A 19769-nucleotide genomic window follows, 5' to 3' on the forward strand; every position below is an offset into this window, starting at 1 on the left:
GGTCAGCCGGGGACCGGCCAGTCGTGCACCGGCTCGTTGGCCGCCGACGACTCCAGGTAGCGCGTCAGCATCCCGCGCAGCGCGGCCGGCCGGTCGGCGCCGCGGGCCTCCAGGGCGGCGACGGTGTCGAGCTGCCACGACGCGCCGGTGCGCCGCTGCACGCAGCGCCGTTCGATCACCCCGAGGTAGCGCTCGGCGACGTCGGCCGAGACGCCCCAGCGCGCCAGCCCGTCGGCCGCCTGCGGCAGCAGCTTGCGCAGCACCAGCTCGTCGGGCCGGATCCAGCCGTTGCCCGGCCAGTACAGGGGGCCGTCGAGCCCGTGGCGGGCGGCGGTCGTGAAGTTCTCCTCGGCCGCCTCGAACGACATCGAGCTCCACAGCGGCCGGTCGGCCTCCACCAGCTCGCGCAGCAGGCCGTAGAAGAACAGCGCGTTGGCCACCATGTCGACGACCGTGGGCCCGGCCGGCAGCACCCGGTTCTCCACCCGCAGGTGCGGCACGCCGCCCGCGATGTCGTAGACGGGGCGGTTCCAGCGCCAGATCGTGCCGTTGTGCAGCCGCAGCTCGTCGAGGCCGGGGGCGATGCCGGCGGCCAGCTCGGCGAACGGGTCGTTGTCCTGCGCCACCGGCATCAGGGCCGGGAAGTAGCGGGTGTTCTCGGTGAACAGGTCGAGCACCGAGGTGATCCAGCGCTCGCCGAACCAGACCCGCGGGCGCACGCCCTGGTTGCGCAGCTCGGGCGTGCGCACGTCGCAGGACTGCTCGAACAGCGGGATCCGCGTCTCCGCCCACAGCCGCGAGCCCAGCAGGAACGGCGAGTTGGCGCCCACGGCGAGCTGGACGCCCGCGAGGCACTGCGCGGCGTTCCAGTAGGCGGCGAACGAGTCGGGCGGCACCTGCAGGTGCAGCTGCATCGACGTGCAGGCGGCCTCGGGGGCGATCGAGTCGAAGTCGGCGACGAGGTGGTCGGGGGCCACGTCGTGGCGGCCCGACGGGTCGTCACCGGCGATGTCGAGGCGGATCGGCTCGCCGCGCGCGGAGAGCATCTGCTCGTTGAGCATCGTGTACCGCGAGTCGGGGGACAGGGCCTCCGCGACGAGGTGCCGCTTCTCCAGCGTGGGCAGGATCCCGATGACGGCGAGCCGCGCGCCGTGCTCCAGCGCGGACGAACGGGCGGTGGCCAGCTCGTCGAGCAGCTGACGTTCCAGGCGCCGCCAGTGGTCGCCGGGCAGCGGGCGCGGCGGCAGGTTCAGCTCGAGGTTCCAGCGGCCGAGCTCGGACTGGAAGTCGCTCGTCCCCATCGACTCCAGGACGGCGGCCCCGGACGGGGACGGCTCCAGGTCGTGGGCGACGAGGTTGAGCTCGACCTCCAGGCCGGTCATCGGCTCGTCGCGGGCGAAGGTGTGCTCCTTGAGCATCACCGCCAGTGCGTCGAGGCAGCGGTGCACCTTGGCGCGGTAGTTCTGGCGGTCCCGCCGACTGAACGTGGTCCGGTCGACGTCCTGGCCCATACGTGCCACTGCCTCCTCGCCCCCCGGGCCGAGCCCGGTCCGGCGGTGGCCGAACGGGCGAGTGGTCCACCGTGACACACGGCTACGGCTGCCGCTACGGCCGACCGGATGAGGCGAGATCGACGTTGACAAACCACCTGCGACCATCCCCCGTGTGGCCACCATCCTCCCCGTCGCCGATCCGGCGGACCCCCGACTGGACGACTACCGCGACCTCACCACCGCGGACCGCCGCCCGGACCGGCCCGGCGGGCGCGGGCTCGTCATCGCCGAGGGGGTGGTGGTCGTCCGCCGGTTGCTGGCCTCGCCCTACCCCGTCCGGTCGCTGCTCGGGGTCCCCCGGCGGCTCGACGAGCTGGCCGGTGACCTCTCCGGCGTCGACGTCCCGGCCTACGCGGCCGACGCCGACACCATGGCCGCGGCGGTGGGGTTCCACCTCAACCGCGGGGTGCTCGCCGTCGCCGATCGCGCCGCACCGGTCGACGCCGGGACGCTGGTGCGCGGGGCCCGTTCGGTCGCCGTGCTGGAGGGCGTCAACGACCACGAGAACCTCGGCTCGCTGTTCCGCAACGCCGCCGCTCTGGGCGTCGACGGGGTGCTGCTCGGGCCGCGCTGCGCCGATCCGCTGTACCGGCGCAGCGTCCGGGTCTCGATGGGGCACGTGCTGCGGGTGCCCTTCGCCGAGCTGACGGGGGCGTGGCCGGCCTCGCTGGACGTGCTGCGCCGCGCCGGGCTGCGGGTCGCGGCGCTCACCCCGGAGCCCGGGGCCGTACCGCTCGCGACGGCCGGGCTGGGCGGGCACCGGGTCGCGCTGCTGCTGGGGGCGGAGGGGCCGGGCCTCACCGACGAGGCGCTGGCCGCGGCCGACCTGCGGGTGCGGATCCCGATGGCCCCGGGGGTCGACTCTCTCAATGTGGCAACGGCCGCCGCGGTCGCGTTCCACGCCGTCGGCGCGGTCGTATCCTGAGCCGGTGTTGCGGGCCGCGGGGGGCCGGGCGGAACTCGGGGACCGCCGGCCGGAGGACCCGCCCCTACCCGACGAGCTCCAGATCGCCCTGCGCGAGTGGGCCGCCCTCGCCGTGGCCGCGGGCCGGTCGGGCGTGGCCGACGAGGGTGAGCTGGTCCGGCGCCGGGGCCGTCAGCTCGCCTCGCGCGTCGCCGGGGTGCGCGGGCGCCCGGTCGAGTACGTCGACCCGCTGAGCGGCGCCGTGGAGTCGGTCGGGGCGGTGGTCCTGCCGCGGGCCGGGCGCAGGCGGTCGCTCGCCGTCGAGCCGGCCGGGCCGACGCCCTGGGTCACCGGGCTGCCGATCGCGGGGTTCTTCGCCGTGTTCGTCGCGATCGGGGACATCCAGCTCAGCAGCGCGTTCGCCGAGGCGTTCGGGCTGCTGTGGGTACCGGCCAACCTGCTCGTCGGACTCGGGCTCGCCCCGTCGCTGTACCTGCTGCGCACGGTGCCGTTCTGGCGGTGGCCGGTGTTCGGGACCGCCGTCGGGCTGGCGGTGGCGTGGGTGGTGCTGCTCGGGTCGCTGCTGGGCTGAGCCCCGCCCCGCGCGTCAGCGCTGGCCGCGCACCCCGAGCAGGACCTCGTCCCACGAGGGCATGACCGGCTTGCCCTTCTTGGTGCGGCGCGGGGCCGGCTCCGCGGGCGTGGCGGGGGTCTCCGCCTCGGCACGGCGCTGGGCGGGCGGGGCGTGCTCGGTGGCCGGGCCCTCGTCGACCTCCGGAGCCTCGACCGGGGCCGTCTCCGCGGGGGGCTCGGGCGCCGGGGGAGCCACCGCGGGCTCCACGGCGGCGCTCTCGGCCGCTGGGTGCTCGGCAGCTGGGTGCTCGGCAGCCGGGTGCTCGGCCACCGGGGGCTCGGCCGCGGGCGGCTCGACGGTCGGCCCGTCGGCGGCCTGCCCCGTCCGCCCGGTGGCGGTCGGCCCGCCGGCCGGGACGGCGGGTGCGGCGCGGTCGACACGCGAGGGGGCATCGACCCGGCCGGGGAGGCCGCGGTCGAGGGCCTGCTCCAGGGCCGCGGCGCGCGCGGACACGGTGCGGTCGGGGGCGGTGCGGTCGGGGGCGGTGCGATCAGGGGCGGCGCGGTCGGGGACCGGTCGGTCGGCGACCGGGCGGTCGGGCAGGGTGCGCTCGACCGCCGGCCGGTCGGCGGCGGGTCCGTCGGCGGGAGGCCGGTCGGTGGCGGGCCGGTCGCCGGGGGTGCGGTCGAGCGGCGCGCGCCGCTCGACACCGCGGTACTCCGGGGCCCGGTGGTCACCCCGGTCGCGGACGACGTCGGACCCGGTCGCCCGCAGCTCGGCGGCGGGCTGGGGATCGGGCGAGGGCTCCTCGGGCCGGGCGATGTCGATCACCGGGCCGACCGGGCGCAGCGGCCGGGCGGGCAGACCCTCGACCAGGTCGGAGGCGTGCTCGTCGACGGCGGTGACGGTGCCGCCGTGCGCCCCCGGCTGGAAGGTCCAGTGCGCCCGGTTGTCCGAGCGCCCGGCCCGCCAGGACAGGGCGACGAGCCACTTGCCGTCCTCGCCCTTCCAGGAGTCCCACTCGGCCTCGGTGTACTCCTGGCCGCGCAGGCCGAAGGTGTGGGCGACGACGTCGCCGAGGGTGCGCACGTCGGGACCGTCGGCCCGCACCGGGTGCGCCCGCTGGGCCACCTCGGCGGTGCGGGACCGCTCCAGCAGCACGGGGTAGGCGAACCGTTCGATCTTCTGGATGGGCACGCCGGCCGCCGACGCGACCTGCTCCACGGACGCTCCGGCGCGGATACGGGCCTGGATCTCACGTGGGCGCAACTGGCTCTCCAACTCGATCGCGATCTGCCCGAGCCGGGTCATGTCCCCCCGGGCGGCGGCGCGCAACTGCTCGTCGGCGGGGACGGTGAAGCGCTCGCGGCGTCCGGAGTCCTCGAGGACGACGTCGCCGCCCTCGGTCATCCCCACGACCCGCAGCGCCCGCATCCGCGGCCTCCCACCCGTTCTTCACGACTCTCCCCGTCCGGGTGACGGTAGATGCCGAATCGCAACCCGCGACGGAGGCGCGCCGACGCGGCTCCACCCCGTCTGACGTCGTGCGGAACCCGTCGCGGACCGCTGAGTACGCAGCGTGCCATGGACGTCACGCCAGGTAAAGCTGAGGCAGGAGTTACGGATGTGACTACCCACCGCAACAACTCAGCTCCGGTGCTGCACCACCCAGTCGATGCAGGCCGTCAGCGCCTCGACGTCGGCCGGGTCGACGGCCGGGAACATGCCGATGCGCAGCTGGTTGCGCCCGAGCTTGCGGTAGGGCTCGGTGTCGACCACCCCGTTGGCCCGCAGGACCTTCGCGACCGCGGCGGCGTCCACGGAGTCGTCGAAGTCGATCGTGCCGACGACCTGCGAGCGGTGCGCCGGGTCGGTGACGAACGGGGTGGCGTAGTCGGACTTCTCGGCCCAGTCGTAGAGCCGGCCCGAGGAGTCGGCGGTGCGGGCGACGCACGCGTCGAGGCCGCCGAGGCCGTTCATCCAGTCGATCTGCTCGGCCATCAGCACCAGCGTGCCGAGGGCCGGGGTGTTGTAGGTCTGGTCCTTGAGGGAGTTGTCGACGGCCGTGGCGAGCGAGAGGAACGGCGGGATCCAGCGGTCGGACGCCGCCAGCTCGGCGACGCGCTCCAGCGCGGCCGGGCTCATCAGCGCGAACCACAGCCCACCGTCGGCGGCGAAGCCCTTCTGCGGGGCGAAGTAGTAGGTGTCGGCCTGGGTGATGTCGACGGGCAGGCCGCCGGCGCCGGAGGTGGCGTCGATGACGACGAGCTGCCCGTCGAGCGCCTCGGCGGGCCGGACCACGGGCACCGACACCCCGGTGGAGGTCTCGTTGTGGGCCCAGGCGAGCACGTCGCACGACGCGTCGGCCTGCGGCTCGGGCGCACCACCCGGGTCGGCCGCGACGACCACCGGGTCGGCCAGGAACGGCGCGCCGCGCGTCGACTCGGCGAACTTGGCGGAGAACTCGCCGTAGGTCAGGTGCAGGGCGCGCTCGCGGACCAGCCCGAACGCGGCGGCGTCCCAGAACGCGGTGGACCCGCCGTTGCCCAGGACGACCTCGTAGCCCGCGGGCAGCGAGAACAGCTCGGCGAGCCCGGTCCGCACGCGGGAGACCAGCGCCTTGACCGGCTTCTGCCGGTGCGAGGTGCCCATCAGGTCCCCCGCGGCGGCGAGCGCGGCCAGCTGCTCGGGCCGCACCTTGGACGGGCCGCAGCCGAAGCGTCCGTCGGCGGGCAGGAGGGCGGCGGGGATCTGCAGGTCGGTCGAGGCGGTCACGCCCGCCAGTCTCGCAGCCCGCCGCCCGCCCGGTCCGGTGACGTCGGGTGGGGCCGGTCACCCCTTGACGTAGGCGAGCTTCTCGGCCACCAGCCCGTCGCGGACGGTGAAGAGGTCGACGCCGCGGACGTGCCCGCCGTCGAAGGCGTACCGCCAGCGCACCACCACCCGGTCGCCGGCGGGGATCACCTCCTCGGTGGTGAACACCCCGTCCGGGGACGCCGCGAACAGCGCCTCCCAGGCCCGGCGGACCGCGGCCGGGCCCTCGTGGCGCACGCCGTCGGGCGGTGAGGTGTCCTCGAAGACGCAGTCCGGCGTCATCGCGGCCATGATCGCGTCGACGTCCTGCGCGTCGAACGCCGTGCCGAAGCGGTCGACCGCGGCCACGGCTTCTGCGGTGTCCGCGGCTTCTGCGGTGTCCACGACCTGGGCGGTGTCCACGACCCTCACGCCTTCGCGTACTCGGACGCGCCCCACCAGTCCACGACGACCACCGGCTCGTCGCCGACGACCCAGGCGTCGTGGCCGGACGGCAGCGCCGTGACCTGGCCCGGGACGGCGTCGAACTCGGCGCCCTCGGCCGTGCGGACGCGCAGCCTGCCGGAGACGTGGTACTGGAAGTGCGGCGCCTCGCACAGGTCGGTGCCCGCGACCGGCGCGACGTCGGTCGACCAGCGCCAGCCCGGCTGGAGGGTGAGGCGGCCGATGTCGGCCCCGGCGATGCGGAGCAGGTCGAGGCGGCCGTGGGGGAACTCGCGGGTCTCGGTGGGGCTCGCGAAGTCCTGCTGCTCGTAGTCCATGGTGACCTCCCGGGTTCGTGGTGCGGGTCTCGTGGTGTGCGGCGAGGGTAGGAATCCGACCTTGCGGTTCGTTGGCGGTACGCGACGATGACCGCGTGCCGGGCGTGCATCTGCAGCTGCTCGGGCGGTTCCAGGTCCGCCGCGGGGGCCGGGAGGTGCCGCCCGCGGCGTTCGGCGGGCGCAAGGTCCGGACGCTGCTGCGGGTGCTGGCCGTGCGGCGCCCCGACCTGGTGCCGCACGAGGTGCTCGCCGACGCGCTGTGGCCCGACCGGCTCCCGGCCGACCCGGCCGCCAACCTCGGTGTCCTGGTCAACCGGGCCCGCCGGGCCCTGGGCGACCCGGCCCTGATCGTCACCGGCACGGGCGGGTACGCGCTCGGCGACTGCGCCGTCGACGTCGCGGAGTTCCTCGCCGCCGTCGAGGAGTCCCGGACGGCGACGACCGCCCCCGCCGTGCTGCGGGCGGCGTCGGCGGCGCTCGCGCTGTGGGGCGACCCGCTGCCCGAGGACACCTACGCGGAGTGGGCGCGGGGCCCGCGCGAACGCCTGCGACGCGCGCGCGTCGACACCGCCGAGCGCGCGGCGGGGGCCGCGCTGGAGCTCGGCGACCCCCGGCGGGCCGCGGTCTGGGCGGCCGACGCGGTCGCGGCCGAGCCGCTGCGGGAGTCGGCGACCCTGCTGCTGGCGCGGTCGCTGGCCGCCGCGGGCGACCCGGCCGCGGCACTGGCCCGGCTCGCGGAGCTGCGTGACCGCCTCGTCGAGGAGCTGGGCGTCGACCCCACCCCGGCCGTCGACGACCTGCGGCTGGCCCTGCTGCGCGGCTCCGGCCCGGCGGCGGTGCGGGCGCCCGCACCCGCCCCCCGCCCCGCGTTCGGGGAGCCGGTCTTCGCCGGCCGCGACGACGAACTCGACCGGCTCCGCGGGGCCGTGGACGCGCGCGAGGTCGTCGGGCTGGCCGGGGTCGCGGGGGCGGGGAAGTCGCGGCTGCTGGCCGAGCTGGCGCGCACCTGCGGGGTCCCGGTGCTGGCCGCCAGGGCGTTCCTGCCGGAGCGGGCCGAGGCGTGGGGGCTGGCCCGGTCGGTGCTGCGCGAGGCGCTGGCCACCGACACCGCCGTCGCCGACGGGCTGGCGCCGCGGGTCCGGGCGGCGGTCGAGGGCCTGGTGCCGGAGTGGGGCGACGGCACCACCGCCGCCGTCGACGGGGAGAGCCGCCGCGCCCTGCTGCTCGCCGGCGGGGTGCGGGTGCTGGAGGCGGCGGCGGGCACGGGCGCGCTGCTCGTCGTCGACGACCTGCAGTGGGCCGACCCGAGCAGCCTGGTGCTGCTCGGGTCCGCACTGGCCCGGCTGCCGCAGTTGGCCGCGGTCATCGCGTTCCGCGGCGACGAGCTGGCGCCGTCGGTGATGGCCGAGCTGCGCGGCTCCCGACCCGGCGACGACGTCGTGCTCGGCCCGCTCCCGGTGGCCGCCGTCGGCCGGATGGTCGGCGACGGCGACCTGGCCGCGGCCGTCCTCGGGGCCACCGACGGCACCCCGTTCGCCGTCACCGAGGTGCTGCGCGAGCTGGTGCGCCGCGACGCGGTCGTGGCCTCCGCGGACGGCTGGCGGCCGCGCACCCCCGACGTCCTCGCGCTCGCCGCCGAGCTGGGGCGCGAGGGGCAGCGCCGGGCCCTGCGCCGCCGCGCCGCGCGCCGGACCGGGCCTGCCGCGGACGTGCTCGCGGCCGTGGCGCTGCTGGCCAGGGAGGCCCCGGCGTCGACGATCGCGCCCGCCTGCGGGCTCGACGCCCGCGCCGTCCTCGACGCGCTGTCCGCGCTGGCCGCCGCCGGCCTGGTGCGCCTGGGCGAGCGCGGCTGGGCCACCGCGCACGACCTCGTGGCCGAGACCGTCACCGCGGGGCTGGATGCCGGGACCCGCGGGCGGCTGCACGGCCTGCTGGCCCGGGCGCTGGAGGCGGACGACGCCGACCCCTCGGAGATCGCCCGGCACCACCGCGACGCCGGTGACGCCGCGGCCGCCGCGGCCGCCTACGCCCGGGCCGCGGAGGCCGCGCTGGCCGCGCACGCCACCCGGGAGGCCCGCACCGTCGCCGACGCCGGGCTCGCGCTGGACCCGCGGCCCGCGGTGCGCGCCGATCTGCTCGCCGTCCGCGCCGAGGCCGCCGCCGGCACCCACGCCGCGCTGGAGGACCTGCGGGCCGCCCTCGCGGTGACGGGCCCGGGGCCGGTGCTGGCGCGGCGGATGTCGCGGCTGGCGATGCTCACCTTCGGGGCGCAGGACCCGGAGCGGGCGGCCGAGCTGGCCGAGCTGGCGATCGTCGAGGCGGGCGCGGACCCGCGGGCGCGGGCCGCCGCGCTGGAGACCGCGGCGATCCTGGACATGAACCTCGGGCGGCCCGACCGCGGGACCGAGCGGGCCGGGGCCGCGCTCGCGGTCTACCGCGCCGACGGCGACGCGGCCGGCGTCGCCCGGATCCTGGACGGCCGGGCGATGGCCACCTTCCTCGACGGCCGGATCGCCGTGGGCGTCGAGACGTTCGGGCGGGTCGCGGAGCTGTTCGGCGACTCCGGCGAGCTGCTGCGGGTGGTCACGCCGCGCTCCACCCGGGGCCACGGGCTGGTGTTCCTGGACCGGCCCGCCGAGGGGCTCGCCGAGGCCACGGCGGCCCTGCAGCTGGCCCGCGACCTCGGCGCCCCCGAGCGTCAGGCGTACGCGCTGTGGCACCGCTCGGAGGCGCTGTCGGCGCTCGGACGGGCCGCGGAGGCCGGTGCCGACGCGCGGGAGGCGCTGGCGCTGGCCCGCGAGGTCGACCACCGCGGCTGGACGGCCACCGCGCACCGCGCGCTGGGCATCGCGCTCGTCGCGGCGGGGGAGCTCGACGACGCCGCGGCCGCCTTCGGCGCGTCGGCCGCGGCGGCGGGGGAGTCGTTGACGCTGTTCGCCTCGTGGGCGGCGGCCCGCACGGCACTGGTCGCGTTGGCCCGCGGCACCCTCGACGGCGTCGAGCGGGCGGTGGCCCGCGCGCTGGCGACCGGCCCGCCGCTGGGGCACTTCGAGGCCCGGCTGGCCGAGGTGGAGCTGCTGGCCGCACGCGGCGACCCCGCGGTGGCCGCCCGGGCGGCCGCGGCACTCGCGGCCGCCCGCGACGGTGGTCACGCCGTGTCCGTCGCGCGGTTGGCCGGGCTGTCGGCGGCGGCCGGTGTGCCGCACTGATCGCCGCGGGGGGTTCCGCCCGGCGGCCTCGTCGTGAATGCTGGGTTGCATGACAGGACTCAGCGCGCCGGTGCGGCGCGTCCACCCGGCATGGTGGGTCGCCGCCGTCACCTTCCTGGCGCTGGTGGGGGCGGCCGGGTTCCGCGCCGTCCCGGGCGTGCTGATGGACCCCCTGCGCGACGAGTTCGGCTGGTCGGTCACCACGATCTCGGCCGCGGTCGCCGTCAACATGGCCCTCTACGGCCTCACGGCCCCGTTCGCCGCGGCGCTCATGGAGCGCTTCGGCATCCGCCCGGTGATCACCGCCGCGCTGGTGGTCGTGGCGGCGGGCAGCGGGCTGACGGTGTTCATGACCGAGAGCTGGCAGCTCGTCCTGTGCTGGGGGGTGCTGGTCGGGCTGGGCACAGGTTCGATGGCGCTGGCACTGGTCGCGACCGTCACCGGGCGGTGGTTCGTGGCGCGGCGCGGCCTCGTCTCCGGGGTGCTGACGGCCGGTGGCGCGGCCGGGCAGCTGGTGTTCCTGCCGGTCGTCGCGCTGGTCGCGGAGTCGTCGGGGTGGCGGGCCGCCGCGCTCGGCGTGTCGGTCGCGGCGCTGGCCGTGGTGCCGGTGGTGCTGCTCGTGCTGCGCGAGCGCCCGCGCGACCTCGGCGTCACGCCCTACGGCGGCACCGCGGCCGACGACCGGGACCCGATCCGGACGGGGGCGGGCCGCACCGCCGTGCGCGCCCTGCTCGACGCCGCCCGCACGAAGCCGTTCTGGTACCTCGCCGCCGGCATGATGATCTGCGGCGCCACCACGATGGGCCTGATCCAGCCGCACTTCATCCCCGCCGCCCACGACCACGGGATGCCGCAGACGGTGGCCGCGGGCCTGCTCGCGCTCGTCGGCCTGTTCGACATCGCGGGCACGATCGCGTCGGGCTGGCTCACCGACCGCTACGACCCGCGGGTGCTGCTGCTGGCCTACTACGTGCTGCGCGGGGTCTCCCTGGCCGCGCTGCCCGCGCTGTTCGGACCCGACATCCAGCTCACCATGGTGGCGTTCATCGTCTTCTACGGCCTGGACTGGGTGGCCACGATCCCGCCGACGATGGCGCTGTGCCGGGAGATCTTCGGGGCCCGGGCGCCGGTGGTGTTCGGCTGGGTGTTCGCCAGCCACCAGGTCGGCGCGGCGCTGATGGCGCTGGGCGCGGGCGTGGTGCGCGACCAGGTCGGGGCCTACGACCTGGCGTGGCAGATCGGCGGGGCGCTGTGCCTGCTCGCCGGGGTGCTGTCGCTGCTGGTGCGCCGCGAGCCGGTGGGTGCGAGGTCCTGACCCCGCACCCACCGGGCGGTCTCAGATCGCGTCCCAGCCCTCGACGTCCTGCGGCCGGCGCGGGCCCGGCCCGATGTACTGCGCGGACGGGCGCACGAGCTTGTTCTCGCGCTTCTGCTCCAGGATGTGCGCCGACCAGCCCGCGGTGCGGGCGCTGGTGAACATCGCGGGCATCATGTGCGGCGGCACCTGCGCGAAGTCCAGGATGACCGCCGCCCAGAACTCGACGTTCGTCTCGATGGGGTGGTCGGGCCGCCGCTCGCGCAGCTCGGCCAGCGCCGCCTGCTCCAGCGCGACGGCCACCTCGTAGCGCGGCGCGTTCAGCTCGCGGCAGGTGCGGCGCAGCACGCGGGCCCGCGGGTCCTCGGCCCGGTAGACCCGGTGCCCGAAGCCCATGAGCTTCTCCTTGCGGTCCAGGATGCCCTTGACCAGCCCGGTCGGGTCGTCGGTGCGCTCGACCTCCTCCAGCATCGGCAGCACGCGCGCGGGCGCGCCGCCGTGCAGCGGGCCGGACATGGCGCCGATCGCGCCCGACATCGCCGCGGCCACGTCGGCGCCGGTGGAGGCGATGACGCGCGCGGTGAACGTCGAGGCGTTCATGCCGTGCTCGCACGCCGACACCCAGTAGGCGTCGATGGCCTTGGTGTGGGCCGGGTCGGGGTCGCCGCGCCAGCGCGTCATGAAGCGCTCGGTGATCGTGGTGCACTCGTCGATGCGGGCCTGCGGGACCGCCGGGACGCCGATCCCGCGGGCGGACTGCGCCACGTAGGACAGGGCCATCACCGAGGCGCGGGCCAGCTGCTCGCGGGCCTCCTCCTCGGGGGTGTCCAGCAGCGGCCGGTAGCCCCAGTAGGGGGCCAGCATGGCCAGCGCGGCCTGCACGTCGACGCGGACGTCACCGGTGTGCACGGGGATCGGGAACGGGTCGGCCGGGGGCAGGCCGGGGCCGAACCGGCCGTCGACGAGCAGGGCCCAGACGTTGCCGAAGCTGACCTTCCCGACCAGGTCCTCGATGTCGACGCCGCGGTAGCGCAGGGCGCCGCCGTCCTTGTCGGGTTCGGCGATCTGGGTGCGGAAGGCGACGTGGCCCTCCAGGCCGGACTTGAAACCGGGTGGGGGCGGGGGGACCGCCTCCGCCTGGGCTGCGGTTGCCGGCGCGGTCGGCGCCGTCGGCGCAGTGGACACGCGTCCTCCTCGTGTGATCGCCCGACTGCGGACACCCCGGTCGACACCGGTGGCGTCGTCGGCCGGAGCACGCACAGATCCGGATCGGGTGCCCCGGACGTGCGCGAACCGCGTCCGGTCCGCGCGGGTGGGCGCGGGCGGGCACGGTTGGCGTCACACTGCCCGCGCGATGGGGCGGAGGCAACACGGCAGGCGGGTGGGATCGGTCACCGGGATTGTCCGGGCCGTCGCGGGCACCTACCGTCACGGCGGGGTGACGGGAGGCGGTCGATGACCGATCAGCTGGCGGGCATGCGCGTGGACTACCGGTCCGCCGGGCTCGACGTCGAGGACCTGGCGCCCACCTGGCACGCGCAGCTCGCGGCGTGGCTGGCCCAGGCCGAGGCCGACGGGGTGGTGGAGGCCAACGCGATGGTGCTGGCCACGGCGGGGGAGGACGGCCGCCCGACGTCGCGCACGGTGCTGTGCAAGGGACTCGACGCCCGCGGCGTCGTGTTCTTCACCAACTACACCTCCGCCAAGAGCCACGACCTGCGCGCGACGCGCTTCGCGAGCGCCACCTTCCCCTGGTACGCCCAGCACCGGCAGGCGCACGTGCGCGGCACCGTCGAGGCGGTCACGGCGGAGGAGACCGAGGCCTACTGGGCGACCCGCCCGCGCGGCTCCCAGCTCGGGGCGTGGGCGTCGGCGCAGTCGGTGCGCGTGCGCGACCGGCGCGTCCTGGACGACGCGCTCGCGGGCGTCACCCGCCGGTTCGGGGACGGCCCGGTGCCCGTGCCGCCGCACTGGGGCGGTTGGCGGATCGTGCCCGACCAGGTCGAGTTCTGGCAGGGCCGCACGAACCGGATGCACGACCGCCTGCGGTTCGAGGCCGACCGCGACCGCACCTGGACCGTCCGCCGCCTGGCCCCGTAGGCCGTGATCGGTGGTCCGGAACGGGATGCGGCTCCCATGATCACCGTCCTGGAACCGGGTGCGGGCTCAGGCCTGCCCTCCGTTCCCAGACGCCGATCATGACTCACCCCGCACCCGTCGATCGTCCGTTTCGTACGGATCGTGCCGGGTCGTGACCGTCGCGCGCCACATCTCCCGGACTCCCGCCCGACCCGCGTGGTAAGTCTGGGGCGTGCCCGGCCCGGAACCCCCCACCGTCCCGACGGCGGGGAACCACGGGGCCCCTACCCGGCGCCTGGCCCGGCTGCGGAGCGTGCTGGCCGACACCCGCCCCCTGCGGACGCCGTCCTACCGCAGGCTCTGGCTGGCCGGGGTCGTCACGATCATCGGGGCGCAGCTCTCGGTCGTCGCCGTGCCCACGCAGATCTACCAGCTCACCGGGTCCTCGGCCTGGGTCGGGCTGACGGGACTGTTCGGGCTGGTCCCGCTGGTCGTGTTCGGGCTGTGGGGCGGGGCGATCGCCGACGCCGTCGACCGGCGCACGCTGCTGCTGGTCACCGGGGCCGGGATCGCGGTGAGCTCGCTGCTGCTGTGGGTCACCTCGGCCACCGGCATCGGCGGGGTGTGGCTGATCCTGGTGCTCTTCGCGGTGCAGTCGGGCATGCTGGCGGTCAACCAGCCCACCCGCAACGCGGTCATCCCGCGCCTGCTCCCGGCCGAGCAGCTGCCCGCGGCCAACGCGCTGAACATGACCGTCGCCCAGATCGGGGCCATCGCGGGCCCGCTACTGGCCGGGGTGCTCATCCCGGTCATCGGGCTGCCGACGCTCTACCTGCTCGACGCGATCGCGCTGCTCGCCACGCTGTGGGCCACCTGGCGCCTGCCCCCGGTGCCGCCCGAGCCGCGCCCGGCCGGGGCGCCGAGGCGCCGGGCCGGGCTGCGCGAGGTCGTCGACGGCTTCCGCTACGCCGCCGCCTACCCGGTGCTGCTGGTGTCGTTCCTCATCGACATCGTCGCGATGGCGTTCGGGATGCCGCGGATCGTGTTCCCCGAGATGTCGCAGACGGTCTTCGGCGACCCGCCGGGCGGTGGTCCCGCGCTGGGCCTGCTGTTCGCGGCCATCCCGATCGGCATGGTCGTGGCCGGGCTGTTCTCCGGCTGGCTGCACCGCGTGCGGCGCCAGGGGGTGGCGGTCACCGTCGCGATCTGCGTCTGGGGTGTCGCCGTCGCGCTGTTCGGGCTGACCAGCTCGCTGTGGCTGGCCGTGCTGTTCCTGGCGCTCGGCGGGGCGGCCGACCTCGTCAGCTCGGTGTACCGGTCCTCGATGCTGCAGTCGGTGGCCACCGACGAGATGCGCGGGCGGATGCAGGGCGTGTTCATCGTGGTGGTCGCGGGCGGCCCGCGCGTCGCCGACATGTGGCACGGGCCCGCGGCGGCGGTGGCCGGCCCGGGGCCCGCGGTGGTGGCCGGTGGCGTGGCGGTGGTCGTCGGGGCGTTGCTGGTCGTGCGCCGCTACCCGGCGTTCTGGCGCTACCGCGGGCCCTGACCGACCGGCGGCTCAGCGACCGTCCAGCAGCGGGCGGCGCGGGTCCCACACCGTGCCGTCGACGGCGTCGCGGCGGCGCCGGGCCATGCCGGAGAGCACCTCCAGCACCACGCGGTTGGCCAGCAGGGACGTGACGTCGGCGTGGTCGTGGGGCGGCGACACCTCCACCACGTCGACGCCGACGACCGGCAGCTCGTGGGCGAGGCGGCGCACGGCGTCGAGCAGCTCGCGGGCGGTGAGGCCGCCGGGCTCCGGGGTGCCGGTGCCGGGGGCGTGGCCGGGGTCGCAGACGTCGATGTCGACGGAGAGGAACACGCCGTCGCAGTCGTCGACGGCGATCGCGGAGGCCTCGGTGAGGCAGGTGTCCAGCCCGCGGGCGACGATCTCGGTCATCTCGTAGGAGCGCATCCCCTGCGCGGCCATCCAGGACAGCGTCTCCGGGCCCGGCCAGTACCCGCGCAGCCCGATCTGCAGGAACCGGTCGCCGCGCAGCACGCCGGACTCGATGAGCCGGCGCATCGGCTGTCCGTGCCCGACCAGCGAGCCGAACTCGACGTCGCCGGTGTCGGCGTGCGCGTCGAAGTGGACCATCGAGACCCGCCCCTGTCCCAGATGCTGGGCGACCCCGGCCGCGTCGGGCCACGCGATCGTGTGGTCTCCGCCGAGCACCAGCGGGACGGCTCCGGCCGCCGCGATCGCGTACACCGCGGCCTGCAGGTCGCGGACCGAGCGCTCGGCGTCACCGGAGAACATCTCGACGTCCCCGGCGTCGTGCACGGCGAGGTCCGCCAGGCCGTCGACGCGCAGGGCCAGCGAGGGCCGCGAACCGTCCTGCGGCAGGTAGCAGGACTGCCGGATGTGCTGCGGGCCGAACCGGGCGCCCGGCCGGTGCGAGGTCCCGCCGTCGAACGGGGCACCCAGGACGACGACCGCGGCACCGGCGTAGGACGCGGGGTCCGACCAGTCGCAGCGGGGCACGCCGAGGAAGGTGATGTCGGGGCCGAACTGCGTGCCGTAGCGGGCCATCGGGGGTGCTCCTGACGTGAACCGGGCACCTCTGCCCGGCGTACCGTGGGCTGGGCGCACTAGCGTGACGCTCAACAGACTTGGACCACGCGAGTGTGAGGGAACCTCCACATGGCCGACCAGAGCGACGCCGCCGTACTCCGCTACCCCGGCGGTGAGCACGAGATGGCGATCAGCACCCCCACCGAGGGTGCGCCCGCCTTCGACGTCTCGAAACTGCTGTCCACGACCGGGCTCGTCACGCTGGACCAGGGTTTCGGCAGCACCGCAGCGTGCACGTCGGAGATCACCTACATCGACGGCGACGCCGGGATCCTGCGCTACCGCGGGTACCCGATCGACCAGCTCGCCGAGAAGTCGACGTTCCTGGAGACCAGCTACCTGCTGATCTACGGGGAGCTGCCCACCCAGGAGCAGCTGTCGGCGTTCACGAACAAGGTGAGCCGGCACACCCTGCTGCACGAGGACCTCAAGCGCTTCTTCGAGGGCTTCCCCCGCGACGCGCACCCGATGCCGGTGCTGTCGAGCGCGGTCAGCGCGCTGTCGACCTTCTACCAGGACGCGCTCGACCCCTTCGACCACGACGCCGTCGAGCTCTCCACCGTGCGCCTGCTCGCCAAGGTGCCCACGATCGCGGCGTACGCCTACAAGAAGTCGATCGGCCAGCCGTTCCTCTACCCGGACAACTCGCTGGGCCTGGTCGAGAACTTCATGCGCATGACGTTCGGCTTCCCGGCCGAGCCCTACGAGATCCAGCCCGAGGTCGCCCGCGCCCTCGAGGTGCTGCTGATCCTGCACGCCGACCACGAGCAGAACTGCTCGACGTCGACGGTGCGGCTGGTCGGCTCGTCGCAGGCCAACCTGTTCGCCTCCATCTCCGCCGGGATCAACGCCCTGTTCGGCCCGCTGCACGGCGGCGCCAACCAGGCCGTCCTGGAGATGCTGCAGAAGATCCAGACCGAGGAGGGCGGCAACGTCGACTCCTACGTCGACCGGGTCAAGAACAAGGAGGACAAGGGCGCCCGCCTGATGGGCTTCGGGCACCGCGTCTACAAGAACTACGACCCGCGGGCGAAGATCGTCAAGCAGCAGGCCGACGGCATCCTCAAGACCCTCGGCGTCACCGACCCGCTCCTGGACATCGCCATGGCGCTGGAGGAGAAGGCGCTGGCCGACGACTACTTCATCGAGCGCAAGCTCTACCCGAACGTCGACTTCTACACCGGCGTCATCTACCGGGCCATGGGCTTCCCGACCAAGATGTTCACCGTCCTGTTCGCCCTCGGCAGGCTCCCCGGCTGGATCGCGCACTGGCGCGAGATGATCGAGGACCCGGGCACCAAGATCGGCCGCCCGCGCCAGCTCTACACCGGGTCCCCCGAGCGCGCCTACGTGGGCATGGGCGAGCGCTGAGCCCCCGCCCCCCGGTGTGAATTGCAGGAAGGCCACCTTCACGCAGCTAGGTTGCGTGAAGGTGGCCTTCCGGCAATTCCGGGGCGGGCTCAGCCGGGCTGGCAGCGGCCCGCGTAGGTCGTCAGACCGAGGCCGTGGCGCTTCTTGCTCCGGCCCACCGGCCCGTTCCTGGGCTTCTGCACCCACCGGCCCTGCGTGTCCAGCCCGGGCATGCGCTCGCTGAGCATGCGGCTGTAGCGCGTCTCGCCGTCGACGGTGAGGATCCCGTCCCGCACGTCGATGTGGGCGACGGTGGCCCAGAACGAGTTCCTGCCGTTGCCGACGTGCACCAGGATCTCGTCGGCGTCGGGCCCCGGCTTCCCGTCGCGCCCGGCCCGGCCGTACCGGATCGCGATGCGCGGCCGGCCGAACGCGTCGATCGCCCCGCCCCCGTTGTCGACGCTCTGGTAGACGTTGACGAGCACGTCACCGTTCTCGGTGGGGGTCATCTCCACCTGCTCGACGGCCGGTGCGCCGCCCCGGCCCGGGCCCGTGCTGTCGCCGAAGTGGTGGATGTGCGGCCAGGTGGCGAGATCCCCGCGGTGGCCCTCCTCCCCGCTGATGACGACGAACTCGCCGGTCTCCTCGTTGCGGCAGAAGAAGTAGACGTCGAGGTCGCCGGTGCCGTAGCGGGTGACGTTCCCGTCGCGGTCGTAGACGGCCCCGCGCCCGTCCCACTCCAGCCCGACGGTGAGCACCCAGCCCGCCTCGCCCCGGCTCTTGCGCAGGTCGATGCGGGCGGTGCGGTCGGGGGAGTCCTTCGTCAGGGAGATCGACACCTTCTCCGTCCGCACCGGCTCGACCGGCGGTGCGGGCCGGTCGACGGGTGCGGCCTCCGGCTCGTCCACCTCGATGCCGTGCTCGCCGGCGAACGCGGCCAGGCCCGCGCTGTAGCCCTGACCGATCGCGTCGAGCCGCCAGCCCGCCCCGCGCCGGTACAGCGCCACCATCTGCAGGACGGTCTCGCTGCCCAGCCCGGCGGGGGTGAACGTCAGCTCCTGGCCGGGGCCGCGCACGCCGACCACCATCTCGCCGACGTCGCCGAAGCGCGCCCCCTGCGCCTCCGTGCTGCCGGTGACGAGCACGCGCTCGACGTCGGCGGGCACGCCGGACAGGTCGATCTCGACGGCCCCGTCGCCGGTCAAGGCCACCCCGTCGCGGCGCGGGTTGTTGAAGAACACCAGGTCGTCGTCGGTGCGGACCCGCCCGTCGGCGCCGAGCAGCACCGCGGCGACGTCGACCAGGCCCGCGGCCCCGGGTGCGGTGCCGATGTCGACCACGTACCGCGCGGCGGTCAGGTCCGTCCGCGATCCCTTCGACACGTCCACGGGTCCCCCTCCGGTCCGGCGTCGCGACCGAATGTGCCACAGCGGACGGCGAGGGTCGGCGCCTACGGCGGGGCGAAGCGCAGCTGCCCGGCCAGCGCCCGGGTCGACAGCGCCGACGGGACGAGTCGCAGCACCGCGTCCCGGGCCCGGCCCGCGGGGCCGCGCAGGCCGAGCAGCCGGTGCATGCGGGCGGCCTGGTGCTGCAGGGCGGTCGTGCGGCGGCGGCGCAGGGCGTCGTAGCGGGCCCACGCGGCCGCGACCCCGTCCGCCGTGGCACCGGTGAGCACCGCCCCGAGCGCGGCCGCGTCCTCCAGCGCCTGGCAGGCCCCCTGGCCGAGGTCCGGGGTCATCGCGTGCGCCGCGTCGCCGAGCAGCGCGATCCGGCCGACGGCGAGCGCCGGTAGCGGGGTCACGAGCTGCGCGGTCTCCACCACGTGGACGTCCGCGGGTGCGGTCGCGTCGATCAGTGCGGCGACGCACGGGTGCCAGTCGGCGCGCCGCCCGCGCAGCCAGCGGTGCCGCGCCACCGGCTCGTCCGGGGCGGCGTCGTGCCAGGTGGCGTACCAGTACACGTCGCCGTCGGACATCGGCATGCAGCCGAAGCGGTCACCGGTGCGGTGGTCGAGCAGCTCGCCGGGGGTGAGCTCCGCCCCGGGCGCGACGCCGGTCGCCACGGCCCGCGCGGCGGTCTCGCCCGATCCGCGCAGCCCGGGATGGGCCGGGAACAGCGCCGACCGCAGCCGGCTGCCCGCCCCGTCGGCGACCACGACGGCGTCGGCCCGCCGGCCGTCGACGGTGACGCCGTCCGGGACCTCCCGCAGCTCCGCGACGGGACGGCCGGTCACGACGGTGCCCGCGGGCAGCGTCGCGCCGAGCAGCCGGTGCAGCCAGGGCCGGGGCAGCACGGTCATCGGAGCGCCGACGAGTGCGCGCAGTGCGTCCTGGTCGGTGGCCAGCAGCGCCCGCCCGTGCCGGTCGCGGATGCCGCCGTCGGTGAACGGGACGGCCCGCTCGCGGACCGGCCCGCCGAGCCCGAGCGCGTCGAGGGCCAGCACGCCGTTCGGCATGATCGCGATGCCCGCCCCGGTCTCGCGCAGCCCGTCGGCCCGCTCCAGCACCGTCACCGCGTGCCCGGCGCGGTGGGCCGCGACCGCCGCGGCCAGTCCGCCCAGCCCGGCCCCCACCACCGTGATGTCCATCGACGCCTC

The 19769-nt window shown here is 75.7% G+C and carries 16 protein-coding genes; 7 read left to right on the forward strand and 9 right to left on the reverse strand.

Going from position 1 to position 19769, the window contains the following annotated elements; all coding sequences use genetic code 11:
* Window positions 1-2: 2 nt before the first annotated feature.
* The gene (locus PHY01_RS17385) at window positions 3-1511 is read right to left on the reverse strand and encodes a glutamate-cysteine ligase family protein (protein ID WP_141279979.1); all 1509 of its coding nucleotides are present in this window, start codon (window positions 1509-1511) and stop codon (window positions 3-5) included.
* 154 nt (window positions 1512-1665) lie between these two features.
* On the opposite strand from PHY01_RS17385, the gene PHY01_RS17390 reads away from it, so the two are divergent.
* Window positions 1666-2478, forward strand: coding sequence for a TrmH family RNA methyltransferase (locus tag PHY01_RS17390; RefSeq protein ID WP_141279981.1), 813 nt, complete (start codon window positions 1666-1668; stop codon window positions 2476-2478).
* A 4-nt stretch (window positions 2479-2482) separates the two neighbouring features.
* On the forward strand, window positions 2483-3049 hold the full coding sequence (locus PHY01_RS17395) for a DUF2537 domain-containing protein (protein WP_170183862.1): 567 nt from the start codon (window positions 2483-2485) through the stop codon (window positions 3047-3049).
* A 15-nt stretch (window positions 3050-3064) separates the two neighbouring features.
* On the opposite strand, the gene sepH is transcribed toward PHY01_RS17395, so the two are convergent.
* The 4 genes from sepH to PHY01_RS17415 form a co-directional block, all read right to left on the reverse strand.
* Window positions 3065-4465 carry a septation protein SepH gene (gene sepH / locus PHY01_RS27695; protein ID WP_246085970.1) on the reverse strand — a complete coding sequence of 467 codons (1401 nt, stop codon included), beginning with the start codon at window positions 4463-4465 and terminating at the stop codon, window positions 3065-3067.
* 213 nt (window positions 4466-4678) lie between these two features.
* Window positions 4679-5806: a phosphoserine transaminase gene (serC, locus tag PHY01_RS17405; RefSeq protein WP_141279985.1), complete on the reverse strand. Its 1128-nt coding sequence runs from the start codon at window positions 5804-5806 to the stop codon at window positions 4679-4681.
* Window positions 5807-5863: 57 nt separating this feature from the next.
* The gene (locus PHY01_RS17410) at window positions 5864-6247 is read right to left on the reverse strand and encodes a nuclear transport factor 2 family protein (RefSeq protein ID WP_246085971.1); all 384 of its coding nucleotides are present in this window, start codon (window positions 6245-6247) and stop codon (window positions 5864-5866) included.
* Between the two features lie 5 nt (window positions 6248-6252).
* Window positions 6253-6606, reverse strand: a complete 354-nt coding sequence (locus tag PHY01_RS17415; RefSeq protein ID WP_141279987.1) for a cupin domain-containing protein — start codon at window positions 6604-6606, stop codon at window positions 6253-6255.
* Between the two features lie 95 nt (window positions 6607-6701).
* Here PHY01_RS17415 and PHY01_RS17420 point away from each other — a divergent pair, with 95 nt between their 5' ends.
* Window positions 6702-9815, forward strand: a complete 3114-nt coding sequence (locus PHY01_RS17420; protein WP_170183863.1) for an ATP-binding protein — start codon at window positions 6702-6704, stop codon at window positions 9813-9815.
* A gap of 49 nt (window positions 9816-9864) precedes the next feature.
* A complete protein-coding gene (locus tag PHY01_RS17425; protein ID WP_218030198.1) occupies window positions 9865-11130 on the forward strand; it encodes an MFS transporter in 1266 nt (421 codons plus the stop codon).
* Between the two features lie 21 nt (window positions 11131-11151).
* On the opposite strand, the gene PHY01_RS17430 is transcribed toward PHY01_RS17425, so the two are convergent.
* The gene (locus PHY01_RS17430; protein ID WP_246085977.1) at window positions 11152-12225 is read right to left on the reverse strand and encodes a citrate synthase 2; all 1074 of its coding nucleotides are present in this window, start codon (window positions 12223-12225) and stop codon (window positions 11152-11154) included.
* A gap of 360 nt (window positions 12226-12585) precedes the next feature.
* Here PHY01_RS17430 and pdxH point away from each other — a divergent pair, with 360 nt between their 5' ends.
* Together pdxH and PHY01_RS17440 are read left to right on the forward strand one after the other, a co-directional pair.
* Window positions 12586-13230: a pyridoxamine 5'-phosphate oxidase gene (pdxH, locus tag PHY01_RS17435; protein ID WP_141279995.1), complete on the forward strand. Its 645-nt coding sequence runs from the start codon at window positions 12586-12588 to the stop codon at window positions 13228-13230.
* A gap of 292 nt (window positions 13231-13522) precedes the next feature.
* Window positions 13523-14755, forward strand: coding sequence for an MFS transporter (locus PHY01_RS17440; RefSeq protein ID WP_307723978.1), 1233 nt, complete (start codon window positions 13523-13525; stop codon window positions 14753-14755).
* Window positions 14756-14767: 12 nt separating this feature from the next.
* Here PHY01_RS17440 and speB read toward each other — a convergent pair whose 3' ends face one another.
* Window positions 14768-15781, reverse strand: coding sequence for an agmatinase (speB, locus tag PHY01_RS17445; protein ID WP_141279997.1), 1014 nt, complete (start codon window positions 15779-15781; stop codon window positions 14768-14770).
* A 111-nt stretch (window positions 15782-15892) separates the two neighbouring features.
* Between speB and PHY01_RS17450 the strand changes: the two genes are divergently transcribed.
* Window positions 15893-17194: a citrate synthase gene (locus tag PHY01_RS17450; RefSeq protein ID WP_141279999.1), complete on the forward strand. Its 1302-nt coding sequence runs from the start codon at window positions 15893-15895 to the stop codon at window positions 17192-17194.
* An 89-nt stretch (window positions 17195-17283) separates the two neighbouring features.
* Here PHY01_RS17450 and PHY01_RS17455 read toward each other — a convergent pair whose 3' ends face one another.
* Together PHY01_RS17455 and PHY01_RS17460 are read right to left on the reverse strand one after the other, a co-directional pair.
* A complete protein-coding gene (locus tag PHY01_RS17455; protein WP_141280001.1) occupies window positions 17284-18561 on the reverse strand; it encodes a TerD family protein in 1278 nt (425 codons plus the stop codon).
* Between the two features lie 62 nt (window positions 18562-18623).
* The gene (locus tag PHY01_RS17460; RefSeq protein ID WP_141280003.1) at window positions 18624-19760 is read right to left on the reverse strand and encodes an FAD-dependent monooxygenase; all 1137 of its coding nucleotides are present in this window, start codon (window positions 19758-19760) and stop codon (window positions 18624-18626) included.
* Between the last annotated feature and the right edge of the window lie 9 nt (window positions 19761-19769).

Origin of the sequence: Pseudonocardia hydrocarbonoxydans, assembly GCF_006539565.1 — a bacterium.
In the GTDB taxonomy this organism is placed as follows: Bacteria; Actinomycetota; Actinomycetes; order Mycobacteriales; family Pseudonocardiaceae; genus Pseudonocardia; species Pseudonocardia hydrocarbonoxydans.

Coding starts and splice junctions, on each gene's coding strand:
- sepH (WP_246085970.1), bottom strand. CDS start 4,465: ATGCGGGCGCTGCGGGTCGTGGGGATGACCGAGGGCGGCGACGTCGTC.
- PHY01_RS17385 (WP_141279979.1), bottom strand. CDS start 1,511: ATGGGCCAGGACGTCGACCGGACCACGTTCAGTCGGCGGGACCGCCAG.
- PHY01_RS17425 (WP_218030198.1), top strand. CDS start 9,865: ATGACAGGACTCAGCGCGCCGGTGCGGCGCGTCCACCCGGCATGGTGG.
- PHY01_RS17415 (WP_141279987.1), bottom strand. CDS start 6,606: ATGGACTACGAGCAGCAGGACTTCGCGAGCCCCACCGAGACCCGCGAG.
- pdxH (WP_141279995.1), top strand. CDS start 12,586: ATGACCGATCAGCTGGCGGGCATGCGCGTGGACTACCGGTCCGCCGGG.
- PHY01_RS17450 (WP_141279999.1), top strand. CDS start 15,893: ATGGCCGACCAGAGCGACGCCGCCGTACTCCGCTACCCCGGCGGTGAG.
- speB (WP_141279997.1), bottom strand. CDS start 15,781: ATGGCCCGCTACGGCACGCAGTTCGGCCCCGACATCACCTTCCTCGGC.
- PHY01_RS17460 (WP_141280003.1), bottom strand. CDS start 19,760: ATGGACATCACGGTGGTGGGGGCCGGGCTGGGCGGACTGGCCGCGGCG.